This window comes from Bacillus sp. BF2-3 (assembly GCF_008368795.1).
GTDB lineage: Bacteria > Bacillota > Bacilli > Bacillales > Bacillaceae_G > Bacillus_A > Bacillus_A cereus.
In genome coordinates this window covers 127,533-144,563 of the sequence record NZ_QOSA01000016.1, presented here as the reverse complement: position 1 = coordinate 144,563, position 17,031 = coordinate 127,533, and the positions used below count along the sequence as shown (strand labels likewise).

The following is a 17,031-nucleotide window of genomic DNA, read 5'->3' as shown; positions in this document are numbered from 1 at the left end:
TCCTTATTTCACAGTTTCTACTTCATACATCGCTTTTAATGATTTCGTTTCTAGTGCTTGTCCCCATGCTTCCGTATATGTTCTACGAGCTGTTTGGAAACGTTCATTTAACGTAGTAACCATACTTGCATCTTGTAGTATTTCTTTTATGTGATCGAAGCCTAAACGTTCTGTCCAGTAGGCGGTACGCTCTCCGTAAATACCAGTTTCACGATAATATTGCATGTAAGCTGCAGCGATGCGAAGGACATCATCTTCAGTAGGGACAATCATTACAAAATCAGCTTCACGTACTTCTGTACCACCATTTCCGCCAATATAAAGTTGGTATCCATTTTCGACACAAACAACGCCAAAATCTTTCGTCAGTACTTCCGCACAGTTACGCGGACAGCCCGTTACACCCATCTTCATTTTATGAGGTGTATCTACCATTTCTAATGATTGTTCAAGGAGCATACCAAGTCCTAATGAATCTTTCGTACCGAAACGGCAGAAGCGAGAACCAACACATGATTTTACATTACGAAGCGATTTTGAATATGCATACCCCGAAGTCATATGTAAGTCAGCCCATACGTTAGGTAAATCTTGTTTCTTGACACCGTATAAGCCAATTCGGCTTGCACCGGTAATTTTCACAAGTGGAACATCATACTTCTTCGCAACTTCAGCAATTTTCATTAAATCATCAGCTGTTGTAACGCCTCCGTACATACGTGGAATAACAGAGAATGTACCATCGTGCTGGATGTTACCATTCATTCTTTCATTAACGAAACGGGACGATTTATCATCTTCATATTCTTCTGGAATCGCCATACGTAAATAGTAGTTTAAAGCAGGGCGGCATTTCGAACAGCCGTCTTCATGTGCAAAACCAAGAACATTTCGTACTTCTTTTGGAGATTTTAAGCCTTTCTCGTGAATGGCTGCTACGACTTCATCACGGGATAAAGGTGTACATCCACACATACCGGCAGATTGCGCTGAGGCATCAAAAGCATCTCCAAGTGTATGAGATAAAACTTGTTCCACAAGTGGACGACATTTACCACAAGAACCTGCGGCTTTCGTACAGCCTTTAACTTCTTCAAAAGTCGTTAACTCTTGTTCTAAAATGGCGTGAACGATTGAACCTTTCGTAACACCATTACATCCACAAATCGTGTCATCCGCACTCATTGTAGCAACGTCAAATTCACTTTCTTCACCAGCTTTGTGAAGAAGGGAAGCTGGTGTATATTCTTGTATATCTTCTTCCTTCTTTAACATGCTAAAGAGACGTGTACCGTCAGCTGTGTCACCATATAAAACGATACCGACGACTTTATTATCACGAATTAATACTTTTTTATAGGAACGTTTACATTCATCAAAGATTGATATTGCTTTCGTTTGATCATCTTCATAAATTTGACCAGCAGAGAATAAATCACAACCTGCAACTTTTAATTGCGTACCGACGATACTGCCCGAATATCCATCAGTTTGTAAATTTGTTATATGTTTTGCTAGTATCGCACCTTGTTCATAAAGAGGAGCAACAAGTCCATATGCGATACCGTCATGCTCTGCACATTCTCCAACTGCATAAATGGACTCATCATTTGTTAGCATATAGTCATTGACTACAATACCGCGATTTACAATTAAACCGGCATCTTTTGCTATTTGCGTATTTGGGCGTATTCCGACAGCCATTACGATTAAATCACAATCTACAACTTCACCATCTTCAAATTGAATGCCCTCAACATGGTCTGTACCAAGAATTTTTACAGTTTTCTTTTCCATTAGAAATTTCATGCCTTGCGCTTCTAAATCTTCGCGCAGAAGAGAAGCTGCTTTCGTATCTAGTTGTTGCTCCATTAAGTTTGGCATTAAATGAACAACATGTACGTCCATCCCTAAGTCAATAAGACCTCTTGCGGCTTCTAAACCAAGTAACCCACCACCAATGACAACAGCCTTTTTCTTTTCATTAGCGGTATCAATCATAAATTGTGTATCTTCAATTGTTCGAAATCCTATTACACCAGGGAGAGTGGAACCTTCTACAGGCAAAATAAAAGCACTAGAACCTGTTGCGATAATGAGTTTGTCATATGTAAGAGTACGATTCTTTTCTGTAATAATAATTTTTTCTTCTCGGTTAATACTTTGAACTTTTTCATTTGTATACAAAGTTATTTCGTTTTCTTCATACCAACTGTATTCATTCATAATGATATCTTGCATATTTGTTTTGCCTTGTAAAACATGAGAGAGCATAATACGGTTGTAGTTTGGATGAGGTTCATCTCCAAAAATAGTAATCTCATATGAATCACTATCATGTTTTAATATTTCTTCCATACAGCGTATGCCAGCCATACCATTTCCGATCATAACTAAACGTTTTTTCATTTTCGTTTCCCCTTTTTCTGTGAAATGTTGAACAAAGGATTATGTTTTTATTATAGAAAATCAAAAAAGGAAGAGATGTGATGTTTATCACATTTTTATAATGATTCACAAATTGTTAAAATTCGGATTTATTCGAGAGGGATGTGTATAGTCTTTACCAAATGAAAGAGCAGGACATAAGTATGTATACTCATGTCCTGCTCTTTATTTATGCTCTCGTAATGGCACGTGGAAATAAAATATTATTTTCTAAATGAATGTGCTCAAATAAATCAGACTCTAGCGCTTCAAGACGTTGGTAAACAAGTCGATAAGTACCGCAAGCTCCTTCTGGAGGAGTAAAGTCATTTGTAACTTTACGAAGTTCTTTAATAATGTTGCCTGCGTGGTTATGTTCATTTTCCAACTCATCTACTATTTTACGTAATTTCACATAGTTTTCGTCAATTGGATTTTGTTCAAATTCTAAAATTAATGGGAAATCTTCTGTTTCTTCTTTAATTAAATGCTGTTCTAATTCCATCTTTAATTCGTGAAATAGCTTATGAATTTGAGCTAAGTGAGGCTGACTTGCTCCGTGGACGCGTAATACTTTCGTCACATACGGACTTAACTGTGGTAATTCTTCATTTAAATAGCGATGATGCTTATTTATAACATAATCAATCAATTCACGATAAGAAGCATTTTTCCAATCAATTTCAGATTCATTTAATCGTTTCGTATTATGATAAAGCGTATTTAATTCTGTAAGTACTTCTGTTGCTGATAAATTTCTTTCATGAATTGCATCAATAAGTGGTTTATTACCACCACAACAAAAGTCTATTCTATATGATTTAAAAAGATTACTAGCTTTTGGAAATTGTGTAACAATCTCACCGACAATAGAAGTTTCAGTAAATGTATGTTCCATATGAATGCCTCCATAAAGTTTGAATGTAATATCTAAATTAAGAATAGCAATAAATGAAAAACAATGTGGTGATTGAAATCACTTATAATGTGTCAATTTTAAGGATAATCAAATGAGTTTTATAAAAGGAAGAGGGAGAGGGAATTCGTCATAATAGTTTCTGATAATAAAAAAGAAGCTTACTAGAAGCTTCTTTTTTACTACTATTTTTCACATGCAACTCCATCGCCATCACGATCAAGATGTGAGTCATAACCTGGTTGTCCTTTATATAGAGGAGCTTTCCCGGCAGCTCTAACTGCGGCACAATTTTTGTAATATGCACTACTAGTATTTCCTGAAGCAGGTTGTGTTTGAGCTTGCTGTGCTTTTTGCTCTTCTTGTTGCTTACGAGCTTGTTCATCAGCCTGACGTTTTTGCTCTTCTTGTTGCTTACGAGCTTGCTCATCAGCTAGGCGTTTTTGCTCTTCTTGTTGCTTACGAGCTTGTTCATCGGCTAGACGCTTCTCATCTTCTTGCTTTTGAGTTTTTTCGTCCGCCTCTTTTTTCTTTTCGCTATCTTTCTGTTCTTCATTGTTAGAAGCAACTTTTGTACTAGTTGCTGTCGTTTTTTCAGAAGAAGGATCTGAAATACCTGATAGCGCAACAAAAATGACAAATAATACGGCTGTAATAATAAATTGTTTTTTCGCTACACCTGTTTTCTTAATAACAGATAAGATTGCTAGAACAAGGAAGAATATAAATAGAATGAAACTTAAAGTAGAAAAAAACTCGACGACGGGGTGTTCCGATTTTGTTGTACCGGCCGTTATTAATATAATAGAAATCATAAAAAGAATAACGGTAGGACGTCCATATTGTTTTGCTTTTCCATTTTTCTTAAAGAATGAAATAATACATAAGATTAAAAGAATAAAAGCAATAAAAAATAAAGCTGCACCAATATTACTTAAAATCGTCATTTTCATACCTCCATTTGTAAGATTCTTCTTATTGATTATATAGGAACTTATTGGATATTACACGTTTTATATAAATTTAGAAAGTTAATATTTTTACTAGACTTATAAACATTTATTTTATATATAGGGAAAAATAGATATATATCCTATTACGTTTTGAAAGAGATTTCATAAATTATAGTATATCGATTGAAAGGAGGAGATTTGAATGGAATTTCAATTGTTGGTAACTTGTATATTACAAGAAGGTAATGCTTACTTTTTAGTAACGAAGGTAGACGATGTTATTACGTTAAAAGTACCGATTACTGCGGGAGTAGCAGGTTTATTTTTAGCTTTAGGTGTACCAAGATGTTCTTAATTTAAATCTCTATAGTAGAAGGGGAAGGGACATGCCTTCCTTTTCTACTATTACATAATATAATTATGTAAACTTAAATATCATATTTGTGATAGCACGTTTGAAATGGACATGCATATACTATAATGTTTCATTGGATGTTAGCGGTGAAAGGTAGTTTTAATAAGTACATCCAGTGATGTTTTTAAGTTATGAAAATAAAAGAGGTGCTATTATATATGAAAAGAAAAACATTTGATATTCCAGTTACATTGCGAAGAGAGTGGTTTTTACTAGAGTTAGCTTATTTAACGAAAAAATATGGAATTGAAATTGCAACTAGCAAAATGGATGCTGCACCGTTTTTAAGAGATCAAGTTACAGAATCAAAGATAGGGAAAGGGTTACAATACGATAAATATGATGATGAATATATAATTGAAAATTAAAGGGTAACAACAAAATTAAATTAATTTATAACAAAATATAAAATAAAGCAGATTCTAAATATAGGATCTGCTTTATTATGAAGTACTTGTAGTCAACTAACCTCTTTCTAGTGTTTTTCCTACATATTTCTCTTGCGTTATTCCAAAAGATTCAAGAAGAATGCGAGCATAATCTTTAGATTCTATTGGTCGTTTATTTTTAGTGCCTTTAAAGGTTTCTGTATAATTTTTATTTGTTAATGATATGTGACCATAAGTAGTTAATTTACAAGTGATAGCCCCTTTATTAAAAGGAGATTCTTTATGCTCTACAATCACTTTTTGAATGTTATTCACTTTTTTCTCATCTATTGGATCTACAGTGAAAGCATAGCCTATTTTCCATTCATTTGAAGGTTCAGATTGTAAGAAACTTGTAGATTCTCCGTTAGCTCCTTTTCTCATTTCTAAAATATGAGTACCTTTTCGAGTATTTCGCTTACGAATTCGATATTCTCCTGTTTGAGAGGAGATGACTTCTCCGTTAAAAGGGACTGGATGTAAAGGGAGATGAGATGCAAAACCTGCATCCACAACATAATCTTTACCCTCATGACTTAATATGATAATGACATGACCATCATCGGGTTTCCATTTATTATCGTACAGATCATAAACAGTACCGGCTACTTTGTATACTTGAAACCCACAATCAATTAAAAAATAATACAATAAGGAGTTTAATTCATAACAAAGTCCACCTCGTTTTTGAATAAGTAACTTTTCTATTAAGTTATCTTTTGAGATATTTTTAATAGTACCAGCCATAATATCAAGATTTTCATAGGGGAGAATCATTCCCATTTTTAAGAGAATTTCATCTAAATCATCAAATGTTATTTCTTTTGCAGGAATTTTTAAGCGTTTAAAAAACTCCTTTTGTAAATTGGTCATCATAAAGTATTCTCCTTTCTTTTTACAGAATTTTCTTCTGCTCACCGATAGGTTAGTACTTCTAAAAAGTTAATTCAAGTGCGCGGAAATTATCATAATATATGTTTCTGGAAATGTGATTGTTTTTTCTGAAATTTCAGTTTAATTTTTAATCGTAGGAAAGTCTTATAATATAAGCTCCTTTAAAATTAGTTTGTATTTAATGAAAAGAAAGTACAGATCTTTATTATATTTTTAAATAACTAACTAGTAATAAAATGTTTTTTTACTAAAATTTTTTCAAGATTTGTATGCTTTATATAAACAATATTGATTTAAAAAATATCTGGATGTAGCTAAGTTAACAATTATTGAGAAACTTTTTTGTCGTATTCTATCAAAAGGAAGAGGTAGAAACAAAGAGAATAACGAGAGTTAAGAAAGAGGGTATACAACTAGTAACCTTCTAAAAATAGGGCTAACATCTTTTTAAAATAAAAGATTAGCTATTATTAAGGAAGGGAAAATATAAAATATTATAAAGAACACCTTCTTTCAAAAAAATAGGGGGAGTAATATGCGACTGATGAGAAGATGTGTGGCCTTACTAATTGTATTTTTTATCATGGCTCCAACGATTAGCACAAATGTACAGGCAGAAGTTGTAAAAGAGCTTGGAAAGGGGTTTCCTGATACAGAAGTATTCACACCTGGAGAATGGTTTTTAGGCCAAAAACCTGCTAATTATGATGAGAATAAACCGCCAATTCTCTTTGTACAAGGAAGAAATGGTAATGCTGATAGTTGGTATGGAAAGACAGTATATCATGATATAAATGATATGTATGATTATGCTTTAAAAGCAGGCTATCAAACAGTGTTTATACAATTGTATGATGCTGCGGGGAAAGGTTCGGCTAGTCAGTGGGATAACGGAAAATTGTTAGCACAAAAACTGGAAGAAATATATAATCATTTCGGTAAAAAAGTTAATATTGTAGCGCATAGTAAAGGTGGTATTGATACACAAGCCGCATTAGTTGAATATGGTGCGAATCGATTTGTTGGAAATGTTATTACACTTGCTACACCGCATCACGGCTCAAATTTAGCAGATTTGTCATATAGTTGGTGGGCAGGGTGGCTTGCTTCTATATTAGGTCAAAAAGATGATGGTACGTACTCGTTACAAATAGGTGAAATGGCAAAGTTTCGTTCAATAATAGATAACAACCCAGCAGCTAAATTAAACCGTTACTATACGGCTACTGGAACTAGCTGGGGGCCAACATTTTCTGCATTATCTATGGGTGGGTTATATTTATCATCGTACGGTTCAAATGATGGACTAGTAAATGAATGGAGTGCCAAGCTATCGTACGGTACACATTTATTTACAGATTCCAGATTTGATCATGACAATATAAGAAAAGGATCAGCTGTTTTTGCACGAATTGAACCATATTTACGTACGACAAATGTGGGATTACCAGCTTTAGTAGCATCTAGCACTAGTTCAAATGAAAATCTAGAACAATTAAATACAACTTCAAATCAAAATATTTTAGGAGGCGAATTACCACAAAATCAGTGGATAGAGCAAAGTATTTCTGTTGATAAAAAGGCTGAAGGAATAGTTTCTGTACTAACTGCTTCTTCTGATGTTGAAGTACAAATGGTATCTCCAAAAGGAAAAATCTATGCAAATAAAGATAGCGCTATAACTACTAGTGAAGGCGAATCTTTTTTTAATGGGGCGACAATTAGAACATTTAAGTTTGATAAATTGGAAGTAGGCGAATGGAAAATCAAAATGATGGCGAAGCAGTCGAAAGATGCATATTTAGTTGTAAGCGATTACAAGGATGGCGCGCCATTTGTTCTTCAAATGCCTACAAAAGTTAAAGTAAATAAACCTGAGTATAAACTGAAAAAATCACCTGTAGCACCTGAAATGAAAGGGGATCTTTCCATAACAGTAAGAGTCGTTAATAAAGAAGGTAAGTTAGTCTCTGAATTTAATGAATTACAAAATGTTAATACGAATACATTTACAGGTGCTTTGAAAGATATAAAACAACCGGGAGTATATAACGTTACGATGGATATAAAAGGGATGAATAAAGAAGGAAAATCATATAATCGTACGATTGTTAAGTCGGTTTATGTAGAGAAATAAGGAAGAATAAATAAGTATAATAAAAAAGTGCAGAAATCTTGTGTTAGAAAGAATTCTGCACTTTTTTTGCGTGATGAAAGATAATAAAAGTCGAAGAAAACTGTTATTCAATAAAAAAAGATGCTGAAATAGCATCTGAATGTAAAGAAATAATATTAACTTAGTTTTGTAACTGTTAATTCAACTGAATTTATACCATTGTCACAAGTTACAATACTTTGACGATTAAAACCACTATTATTTCTAAGTTGAAGAGTTGAATTAGCAGGCACTGTAACAATCGTTTCGCCAACGAGTTGAAGACATTCGTTATTTGATGAAGTATTCATTTGAATAGCGAAGTCACCTTGACTATTAGCAAGTGGATTGTTATTTAAAAATATAGTTATGACTGGGATATGTGGAAATACAGGATTTAAAGTAGTATTAATACTGGAAATGAACGAAACTCTATAATCACCAAATTGTCTAAAGTGTATAGTAGTAGGATTTAGTAAGGAAACGCCTCCTGCTAAAGGTCCAACGTGATTAAATGGAAAAGGATCGCCAAAAGGAACAGTTATAAATTCAGTTTGCCAAAAAGTTCCGTATGCAGGACAGCTGCGTTTATGTGAATGGTCACATGAACATTTTTTATACGAGTTTGAAGAATGATAGTATGAACCCAATATATTACCTCCTATTCTTAATAAATTTAAACCACATAGTAGTTTATGAAGGTGAATCACAATTGGCGTGTATGCTTGTACTATAAAAGGAGATAGATGTGGAATATAAAGTGGTCAAATGATGAAATGTAGTATTTGGGTATTACCTGTAACACCTTTTGAAGATGATAAGGTTCATAATTTGATAGAAAAATAAATGGAATTTCTAAATAGATTGAAGTAACGAGGAAACGTTTATCCCGCTATTTTCCGAGCAGTAAGACTCCCATCTCAAAATTCAGCGAAAGCAAAGAAGTTAGGTGGGGATGAACAAAACCCCCACTCATTAAAGTTTCACTTTACTATATTAATTTCGTCTGACAAACAGCAATATTATCTTTCGCTGTATGGATGTTATCATTTGGTGAAGTTATGGCATTTAACTGTATGTATATTAGGTTATTCAGTTTATTTTTTTATTTGCGTAGCTGAGCAGGAAGAAGTCAGAAAATATAGAATAATGTACATATGAAGCATCGTTTGTTTTTGGTGTGAATAGTAATTAAAGATACGCTAAAATATTTAAAATTGTAACGAAAGAGAGATTAAATAATAGAGGGAGCAACTTACATGGAAAATATATTAAAGGTATCTTCAAAATCAAGCCCAAATTCAGTCGCGGGTGCAATAGCGGGTGTACTAAGAACAAGTGGTAATGTGGAAATTCAAGCGATTGGGGCTGGAGCTATAAATCAAGCGATTAAAGCAATTGCGATTGCAAGAGGGTTCGTCGCTCCAAGTGGTATTGACTTAGCCTTCGTACCAGCATTTCAAGAGATTTCTATCAATAATGAAGATAGAACAGCGATTAAATTAATTGTAGGTCCTAGAAAGAAAAGGTCTTAGTAGAAGAGAGTGTTACTATAAGGGGAAAAGACCAATAGACTTCCCATGTTAGATACGTTATTTTATGTAACCGATCCTTGGGTGTGGACATGGCATTATGCCGGACGCATGTCTGTTAAGTTTTCCTTAAACTTAGCGAGTGTTCTAGATACTTAAAAATGCCAAATCCTTTGTGACATAAGGGATTTGGCATTTTTGATGTTTTTAAAAATAAACAACCCTAAAACTGCTCATTTAGAAGATTTAGTTTTAGTAGCGGCCATTGAACGTTTTTATGATAGTTTACCTGATAAATAGAAGAGTTTACCAATGAAAAGTAACTGGGGGATTCAAAAAATGAATCAAACTATTTTAGAGAAAGTCCTAAAATTTCGGGATGATAGGAACTGGAAGCAGTCCCACAATCCTAAAGATTTAGCTATTTCTCTTTCTTTAGAGGCGAGTGAGTTGTTGAAGAATTTTCAGTGGAAAAGCAGTGAGGAAGCTGTAGAAACAAAAAAAGAAGACATGAAAGATGAGTTGGCAGATCAATTGGATATTGACTTAGAAGAGATTATTATAAACAAAATAGAAAAAATAATAAAAAATATCCAGTAGAGAAATCTCGAGACTCTAAAAAGAAATATAATGAAATTTAAAAAAGGTGGAATTAAATATGTTATATCTTTTTACTGCAAGTAATGATAGTGCTATAAAAAATTTGGAAGCTACTATTGAAAAAATATATCCTATTTCTACATGTTTAGCAGATTTAGATGCCGATACAGTAACTAAACTTAAAGATAATGAATTACATGAGAATGTATGTATGTGGGGAGCAACTCCTGGTTCTTCAAATGTTGATAGATGGGAAAAGTTAAAAGAGGGTGACGGGATTTTAGCATATTCTAAAGGGGAATTTAAGTTTTTCGGGACAATTTTTGCTAAGACTCATAACCCAGATGTGGCTAGAAAAATTTAGAAAACAAACGATAAGGATGAAACTTGGGAATACATCTATTTTATTAAGGACCTAAAACCTGTAAACATTAAAGCAATCGAATTCGCAGCTTTCTTTGGCTACAAATTGAACCATACACCACAAGGATTTACTAATATTGATTCGGATTTTAGTAAAGTAAAGATTGCAGAAGAAGAGAAATCGGAAAATCGAAAAAAAACTAAAATGGAATCTGGTAGGGAAGTATGGCCTCGTGATCCGAAAAAAGCTAAACAAGCTATTAAACAGGCAGAATTTAAATGTGAAATAGATGACACACATGAAACATTTGTATCGGAAGCCAGCGAAAAAATTATATGGAGGCCCATCATCTAATACCGTTAAGAATGCAACATGATTTTGAAAATAGTTTAGATGTTGTTGGAAATATAGTTAGTATATGTCCGAACTGTCATAGGTTGATTCATTATGGAAGAGACAAAGATAAGAAAAAAGTTTTAGAACTTCTCTTTGAATAAAGAAAAGATTCTTTGAAGAAGTTCGGTATTGAGGTATTTCTCAAAGAGCTATTTGGATACTATGGAATTCTAAAATAAGAATATTCATAGCTATAGGGAAGGTAGAATGTTTCATACTTAAACATAGGTATTATTGTGATGGAAATTTAAATTTCGTCTTTTGAAAGTATCAATAATTTGTATTATTTTTATAGGGTTATATATTTTTCTTTTGCTCTGCTGTATAGCAGAGCTCTTTTTTTGTCGTACAAAAGCCACCTATATATGTGAAGTGCACCCCAATTGTTAGGTTGTGTCTAACAATTGGGGTGCACTTCAGTCCTGTCGGGCGGCTTCTTTTAATTTATATTCACCAATTCATCAAACTTAAACTTAGTATTCAAACCAAAAGCATCTGTACAATATATAGTTTTCGTCATCGGTTCAATATGTAATACATTTATGTACATGTCTTGCACCATTCCATCACGATAGTATGAGATATGTATTTCTTCTTCCTCGTGAAAAGATTGCATTAACGCTCTTTCTATTCGTTCCATAGTATCTTGTGTTAAAAAAGGTTTAGGTACTTTATATTGTTCCTCAAACATTCTATGTATTTCCTCGTATTGCTCCGGTATTGAAGCAAACGGATTCCATTTCACCATACATCTTCCACGTACTACAGGAAAGCCGTTATATTCCATGATGTAATACCTCACTTTTGTTTTTTTAACTCCACTACAAACAAACGTGTGTTCTTTTTTGGGGTTTGAAAAGGGACCATTTTGTTAACATGAATATTCAAAAATAATTTTTTCAAGTTAGAATATTCAAAAACTTATTTATGCAAACAAGCATGTCATGATAACATTTAACAAAAGGGGGTAGAAGTAGATGAGTGTTGACATTATTTCTAAAGAAGAAATCACAAAATTATTAAACGACTGGTATCAAGCTATGATTTCACAACGTGTATTACAGTCTCAGAAAATAAAAGAAGATATTGCAAATAAAATCAATAATATTAAGGAAGACCAAACAATATTAGTCTACTACGCTTTATTGAATGCACGGTATAAACTGCTAATTCGGGATATGGATAGTACAAAAGATATTCTGGACAAAATCGAGCCTTTACCAGAGTCTACAGAACCATTTTTAGAGTACTATCATCATTTATTTAAAGCAATTTACGCTATTAATAAAGCAAACCATAGTGAAGCAAGAATGCAATTTGAAAAAGCTGAAACGTTTTTAGAGTACATGCATGATGAAATTGAAAAAGCTGAATTTAATTATTGGCTTGCAGTCCATTACTATCACGTATTAAAACCGATCCTAGCAGTTCAATTTGCTACAAAGGCGAATGAAGTATTTTCAATTAGTCCAGGGTATGAATTAAAAACTGCAGCATGCTTAAATACTTTAGGAATGGCACACATTCGACTAAATGAATTCGAAAGTGCAGAGGAATATTTACTTTCAGCACTAGGTACCTTCCAAAAATCTAATGATGAACTTCTTATTAAACGAGTTAAGCATAATTTAGGACTTTTATACGCAAGTCAAAACATGCCAGAGTTAGCAATTAAACACTTAGAGGATTCATTAGAAAATAACGCTAAAACTATGTTTCTTTTAGCAAGAGAACATTTTAAGTTAGGTTATAGTCATATCGCTAATGAATATATTGAGAATGGCTATAAGATTAGCGACTTATGTTATCGTCATCATTTCCGAATTTTAAAAGCAGTACATAACTATGTACCGCAAGAAGAATTAGAAAATGTGGTTATAGAAGGTATTTCGTATTTTGAAAAAGAAGAATTATATGATTGGGTAAAAGAATATGCTTCTCTTTTAGGTGAAATATTCTATGGTTCAGAAAATCACAGAAAAGCAAGCAAGTATTTGCACATCGCTTTAGATGCAGACAAAAAGAGCATAGAAAGAAGGGCGCTAAAATGAAAAAAGCAATCTTATTAATGATGATGTTATCCGCTGTTTTTACTTTTGGTCTTACTAATGCAAAAGACATACCACAAAACGAAGCAATTGAAGTGTTTATGGATCATGGAGAACATATTTAAAACCTAAGGAAGAGGGCGCTTATAGTGTCCTCTTTTTAATATCTATTATTTATATGATGAGGTTGCAGGTACGTCTTTTGGTTATTGTTTGATAAACGTAAGATGTTTCTAAAAATGTGTATACAAAGGTTTATTTTTGTACTGTATATGTTCACGTACTATATAAAAAAGTATGAAAATCTATAAAAATAATTATTTCAATAAAATTTGTTTTAGATATTAAAAAGTGCCGAAACCCTTGTGGTATAAGGGGTTTGGCACTTTTGTGTTTTTTATATTTTATCAAATAAACAACCCTAAAACTGCTCATTCTTCTCCCAAGATTCAACGATATAATGTGCAATCGTCGGATTGAAGCCTTTACCAACTAAAAACATAATCGCAGCAACTTCTGTTAATGCGTGTTCGTGTGATGTATGTTTTGCTTCATTTAAACCGTAATCTACCCATGGTTTTACGAAATCTAGTACAGGTTTCTTGAAAGGTAAAAATTGTGTACCGACAACTTGTTGAATTTGTTGTTGTGTTGGTTCAGTAATTGGTCCAGGTGGTAAGATTTGTGGTTGTGTAATGTCTAGTGTTGGTCCGGGCGGTAAAATTTGTGGCTGAGTTGGATCTATTGTTGGTGGTTTAGGTGGTGAGACACGTGCGTCGTAGTTTGGTTGATACATTTGTTGTTGATATTGCGGTTGTTGTGGTTGAGTTGTGTATGGGTTTTGTGGTGCTGCATATGGATTTTGTTGATATTGTTGTTCTTGGTTTTGTGGTGCTACATATGGATTTTGTTGATATTGTTGTTCTTGGTTTTGTGGTGCTGCATATGGATTTTGTTGATATTGTTGTTCTTGGTTTTGTGGTATTACATATGGATTTTGAGGATATCGCTGTTCTTGATTTTGTGGTGCTGCATATGGATTTTGAGGATATTCATAATTTGGACGTGTGTCATATGGATTTTGTTGAAATTCAGTTTCTTGGTTTTGCGTTGTTGCATATGGGTTTTCGTCATATTGTTGCTCTTGCTGTTGTAACTCTTGTTCTTCGTATTGTTCTGTGTATCTCTGTTCTTGTTGTTGAGGATACAATGGTTGCCTTGGATAAGGCGGTTGATTATTATAGAACATGTTTATTCCTCCTTCATGATGATGCCTACCACCTAGTGTATGGGCGGACAAGAAAATATGTGATGAAAAAATGCGGGCGTGTTACAATAAGTAACTGGGTGAAGATAAAATGACAAAACAAGAAAAAATTCAAAAAACAATTACTTTTGTAAAACATATTTTAGAAAAAGATGCGAGTGGGCATGATTGGTATCATATTGAACGTGTACATAAAATGGCGATTTCTTTATCTGAGCAAGAAGGTGGAAATCGTTTTATAATTGAAATGGCAGCATTACTTCACGATGTGGCAGATGAAAAGCTAAATGAAAGTGAAGAAGCAGGAATGAAAAAAGTTTCTGATTGGTTAGAAGAGCTACGTGTTGAAGAAGAGGAAAGTAAACATATTCTTCATATCATCGCCAATATGTCTTATAAAGGTGGCCATGGCGGCACAGTAGAGTCACTTGAAGGGAAAATTGTTCAAGATGCGGATCGTTTAGATGCTCTTGGTGCAATAGGAATTGCTCGTACATTTGCATATGGTGGGGCGAAAGGGAGATTAATGTATGACCCAACTATTCCGCCGCGTGAAGAAATGACGAAAGAAGAGTATAGAAAAAATAATGATCCATCTTTAAATCATTTTTATGAAAAACTTTTGAAATTAAAAGATTTAATGAATACGAATGCAGCAAAACAAGAGGCTGAAATTCGTCATCGTTATATGGAACAGTTTATTGAACAATTTATGAAAGAGTGGAATGCACAAATATGAAAATGTTAACTGTGGAGAACTTATCAAAATCATATGGAGAAAAGCCGTTATTTGATGGATTATCATGTAGTATTACAGAAGGACAACGTGTCGGAATTATTGGTGTAAACGGAACTGGTAAATCGACATTATTAAAAATTATTGCAGGATTAGAAGCTCCTGATACAGGTGATATGACGCATTCACGTGGGTATACAATTAGTTATTTATCACAGCAACCAGAGTTTGATGAAAAACTGACAGTATTAGAGCAAGTGTTCCATGGTGATACACCTTTAATTCGTCTTCTTCGTGATTATGAAAAAGCACTATTAAATATTGAAAAAGATCCAAGTAATGAAAAAGTACAGGAACAATTATTTGCAGTGCAGCAACGTATGGATGCAATGAGTGCATGGGAAGCAAATGCAAATGCGAAGTCTCTTTTAACGAAATTAGGAATTACGGACTTCACTGCAATTGTTGGGAATTTATCTGGTGGACAGAAAAAACGTATTGCAATGGCACAATGTTTTATTGAAACACCGGATTTATTAATTTTAGACGAGCCTACGAACCATCTTGACCATGAGACAGTTGAATGGTTAGAAGAATATTTAGCGAGATATACAGGTTCGGTATTACTTGTAACCCATGATCGTTATTTCTTAGATCGTGTGACGAATCGTATTTTTGAATTAGATAATGGTAAACTATATAGCTACGAAGGAAACTATAGTACATTTTTAGAAGCGAAAGCACTTCGTGAAGAGCAAGAATTGGCACAAGAATCGAAACGCCAAAATTTATATCGTCGTGAACTTGCTTGGATTCGTCGTGGTGCAAAAGCCCGTTCTACGAAACAAAAGGCGCGTATTCAGCGTTTTGATGAGCTAAAGGCACAAGAAGGACCAGCTGCAAAACAGTCAGTTGATATTGCACTAAGCGGAAGTCGTCTAGGAAAGAAAGTACTTGAGTTAAAAGATGTAACGAAAAAATTTGGCGATAAGACGGTATTACATAATTTTAATCATATTGTGAAACCGGGTGATCGTATCGGAATTATTGGGGCGAATGGAAGTGGGAAATCTTCCCTATTAAATATGCTTGCAGGTAAGTTATCTCCTGATAGTGGTGAAGTGGAAGTAGGACAAACTGTAAAAGTTGCTTATTATACGCAAGAAAATGAAGAGATGAATTTAAATCAGCGTATGATTGAATACATTAAAGAGATTGCAGAAGTTATTCATACGACAGATGGAAAAGTAATTGGTGCATCTCAAATGTTAGAACGTTTCTTATTCCCGACGCATTCACATGGTACACCACTTGGTAAACTATCTGGTGGTGAAAGAAGACGTTTATATTTATTACGTATTTTAATGGGAGAACCAAACGTACTTTTACTTGATGAACCTACGAACGATCTAGATACACAAACATTAACAGTACTAGAAGATTATTTAGAAGATTTCCCAGGTGTCGTTTTAACTGTATCGCATGACCGTTACTTCTTAGATAAAGTAGTAGATGAACTGTTCATCTTTACTGGCGGAGGCGAAGTGCGTGAGTTTCTAGGTAGTTATACAGATTATTTAGAAATGGAAAAAACGAGAGAACTTATGGAGAAAGCGGAAGTTCAAAAAGAGAAAAAAGTTGTAGAAGAAGCTCCAAAACAACAACGTAAACGTAAACTTTCATACAATGAACAGCGTGAATGGGAAACGATTGAAGATACAATTGCCGAACTTGAAGAGAAAATTGAGTCAATTGGAGAAGAACTTGCGAAAGTTGGATCTGACTTCACAAAGGCACAAGAATTATCTGAAGCACAGCAGAAAACAGAAGAAGAGCTAGAAAAAAAGATGGAAAGATGGAGTGAACTATCAGACATCGTTGAAGGATTAAAATAAAAACA

General features: G+C 33.8%; 19 protein-coding genes. 12 read left to right on the top strand and 7 right to left on the bottom strand.

Annotated features, from left to right (window positions below):
• Positions 1 to 3 precede the first annotated feature (3 nt).
• The 3 genes from nirB to DN401_RS13365 all read right to left on the bottom strand — a co-directional run bounded on the left by nirB (position 4) and on the right by DN401_RS13365 (position 4,290).
• Entirely contained in the window at positions 4 to 2,409 is a 2,406-nt protein-coding gene (gene nirB, locus DN401_RS13375; RefSeq protein WP_149287732.1) for an NADPH-nitrite reductase large subunit, read from the bottom strand.
• Between the two features lie 208 nt (positions 2,410 to 2,617).
• Positions 2,618 to 3,325 carry an iron-sulfur cluster repair di-iron protein gene (ric, locus tag DN401_RS13370; RefSeq protein WP_000401371.1) on the bottom strand — a complete coding sequence of 236 codons (708 nt, stop codon included), beginning with the start codon at positions 3,323 to 3,325 and terminating at the stop codon, positions 2,618 to 2,620.
• A 203-nt stretch (positions 3,326 to 3,528) separates the two neighbouring features.
• Entirely contained in the window at positions 3,529 to 4,290 is a 762-nt protein-coding gene (locus tag DN401_RS13365) for an excalibur calcium-binding domain-containing protein (RefSeq protein WP_149287731.1), read from the bottom strand.
• A gap of 208 nt (positions 4,291 to 4,498) precedes the next feature.
• Between DN401_RS13365 and exsG the strand changes: the two genes are divergently transcribed.
• Together exsG and DN401_RS13355 are read left to right on the top strand one after the other, a co-directional pair.
• A complete protein-coding gene (gene exsG / locus DN401_RS13360; RefSeq protein ID WP_000395679.1) occupies positions 4,499 to 4,651 on the top strand; it encodes an exosporium protein ExsG in 153 nt (50 codons plus the stop codon).
• A 218-nt stretch (positions 4,652 to 4,869) separates the two neighbouring features.
• Positions 4,870 to 5,079 (top strand): hypothetical protein, encoded by a 210-nt coding sequence (locus DN401_RS13355; RefSeq protein WP_000824197.1) that lies wholly within the window; start codon positions 4,870 to 4,872, stop codon positions 5,077 to 5,079.
• Positions 5,080 to 5,175: 96 nt separating this feature from the next.
• On the opposite strand, the gene DN401_RS13350 is transcribed toward DN401_RS13355, so the two are convergent.
• Positions 5,176 to 6,015, bottom strand: a complete 840-nt coding sequence (locus tag DN401_RS13350) for an arylamine N-acetyltransferase family protein (RefSeq protein ID WP_033695466.1) — start codon at positions 6,013 to 6,015, stop codon at positions 5,176 to 5,178.
• A gap of 553 nt (positions 6,016 to 6,568) precedes the next feature.
• Here DN401_RS13350 and DN401_RS13345 point away from each other — a divergent pair.
• On the top strand, positions 6,569 to 8,170 hold the full coding sequence (locus DN401_RS13345; protein ID WP_001238704.1) for an esterase/lipase family protein: 1,602 nt from the start codon (positions 6,569 to 6,571) through the stop codon (positions 8,168 to 8,170).
• A 155-nt stretch (positions 8,171 to 8,325) separates the two neighbouring features.
• Here DN401_RS13345 and DN401_RS13340 read toward each other — a convergent pair whose 3' ends face one another.
• The gene (locus DN401_RS13340) at positions 8,326 to 8,838 is read right to left on the bottom strand and encodes a hypothetical protein (RefSeq protein WP_000536148.1); all 513 of its coding nucleotides are present in this window, start codon (positions 8,836 to 8,838) and stop codon (positions 8,326 to 8,328) included.
• 609 nt (positions 8,839 to 9,447) lie between these two features.
• Between DN401_RS13340 and DN401_RS13335 the strand changes: the two genes are divergently transcribed.
• The 5 genes from DN401_RS13335 to DN401_RS30160 all read left to right on the top strand — a co-directional run bounded on the left by DN401_RS13335 (position 9,448) and on the right by DN401_RS30160 (position 11,181).
• Positions 9,448 to 9,723: a stage V sporulation protein S gene (locus tag DN401_RS13335; RefSeq protein WP_000427799.1), complete on the top strand. Its 276-nt coding sequence runs from the start codon at positions 9,448 to 9,450 to the stop codon at positions 9,721 to 9,723.
• Between the two features lie 309 nt (positions 9,724 to 10,032).
• Positions 10,033 to 10,320: a nucleoside triphosphate pyrophosphohydrolase family protein gene (locus DN401_RS13330; RefSeq protein WP_002197703.1), complete on the top strand. Its 288-nt coding sequence runs from the start codon at positions 10,033 to 10,035 to the stop codon at positions 10,318 to 10,320.
• A 58-nt stretch (positions 10,321 to 10,378) separates the two neighbouring features.
• Positions 10,379 to 10,684, top strand: a complete 306-nt coding sequence (locus tag DN401_RS13325) for a hypothetical protein (protein WP_000966110.1) — start codon at positions 10,379 to 10,381, stop codon at positions 10,682 to 10,684.
• A gap of 105 nt (positions 10,685 to 10,789) precedes the next feature.
• Positions 10,790 to 11,038: a hypothetical protein gene (locus DN401_RS30165; RefSeq protein WP_001016939.1), complete on the top strand. Its 249-nt coding sequence runs from the start codon at positions 10,790 to 10,792 to the stop codon at positions 11,036 to 11,038.
• Positions 11,020 to 11,181: an HNH endonuclease gene (locus tag DN401_RS30160; RefSeq protein WP_080001369.1), complete on the top strand. Its 162-nt coding sequence runs from the start codon at positions 11,020 to 11,022 to the stop codon at positions 11,179 to 11,181. The genes DN401_RS30165 and DN401_RS30160 overlap by 19 nt, the downstream gene beginning before the upstream one ends.
• Before the next feature lie 338 nt (positions 11,182 to 11,519).
• Here DN401_RS30160 and DN401_RS13315 read toward each other — a convergent pair whose 3' ends face one another.
• The gene (locus DN401_RS13315; RefSeq protein WP_000456179.1) at positions 11,520 to 11,867 is read right to left on the bottom strand and encodes a YolD-like family protein; all 348 of its coding nucleotides are present in this window, start codon (positions 11,865 to 11,867) and stop codon (positions 11,520 to 11,522) included.
• Positions 11,868 to 12,057: 190 nt separating this feature from the next.
• On the opposite strand from DN401_RS13315, the gene DN401_RS13310 reads away from it, so the two are divergent.
• Positions 12,058 to 13,131, top strand: coding sequence for a response regulator aspartate phosphatase (locus tag DN401_RS13310; RefSeq protein WP_149287730.1), 1,074 nt, complete (start codon positions 12,058 to 12,060; stop codon positions 13,129 to 13,131).
• Positions 13,128 to 13,253: an aspartate phosphatase gene (locus DN401_RS13305; protein WP_000709201.1), complete on the top strand. Its 126-nt coding sequence runs from the start codon at positions 13,128 to 13,130 to the stop codon at positions 13,251 to 13,253. Before DN401_RS13310 ends, DN401_RS13305 begins: the two co-directional genes overlap by 4 nt.
• A 296-nt stretch (positions 13,254 to 13,549) precedes the next feature.
• Here DN401_RS13305 and DN401_RS13300 read toward each other — a convergent pair whose 3' ends face one another.
• Entirely contained in the window at positions 13,550 to 14,377 is an 828-nt protein-coding gene (locus DN401_RS13300; RefSeq protein ID WP_000499733.1) for a hypothetical protein, read from the bottom strand.
• 109 nt (positions 14,378 to 14,486) lie between these two features.
• On the opposite strand from DN401_RS13300, the gene DN401_RS13295 reads away from it, so the two are divergent.
• On the top strand, positions 14,487 to 15,134 hold the full coding sequence (locus DN401_RS13295; protein WP_000165966.1) for an HD domain-containing protein: 648 nt from the start codon (positions 14,487 to 14,489) through the stop codon (positions 15,132 to 15,134).
• Positions 15,131 to 17,026, top strand: a complete 1,896-nt coding sequence (locus DN401_RS13290; RefSeq protein WP_000783160.1) for an ABC-F family ATP-binding cassette domain-containing protein — start codon at positions 15,131 to 15,133, stop codon at positions 17,024 to 17,026. Before DN401_RS13295 ends, DN401_RS13290 begins: the two co-directional genes overlap by 4 nt.
• Positions 17,027 to 17,031 lie beyond the last annotated feature (5 nt).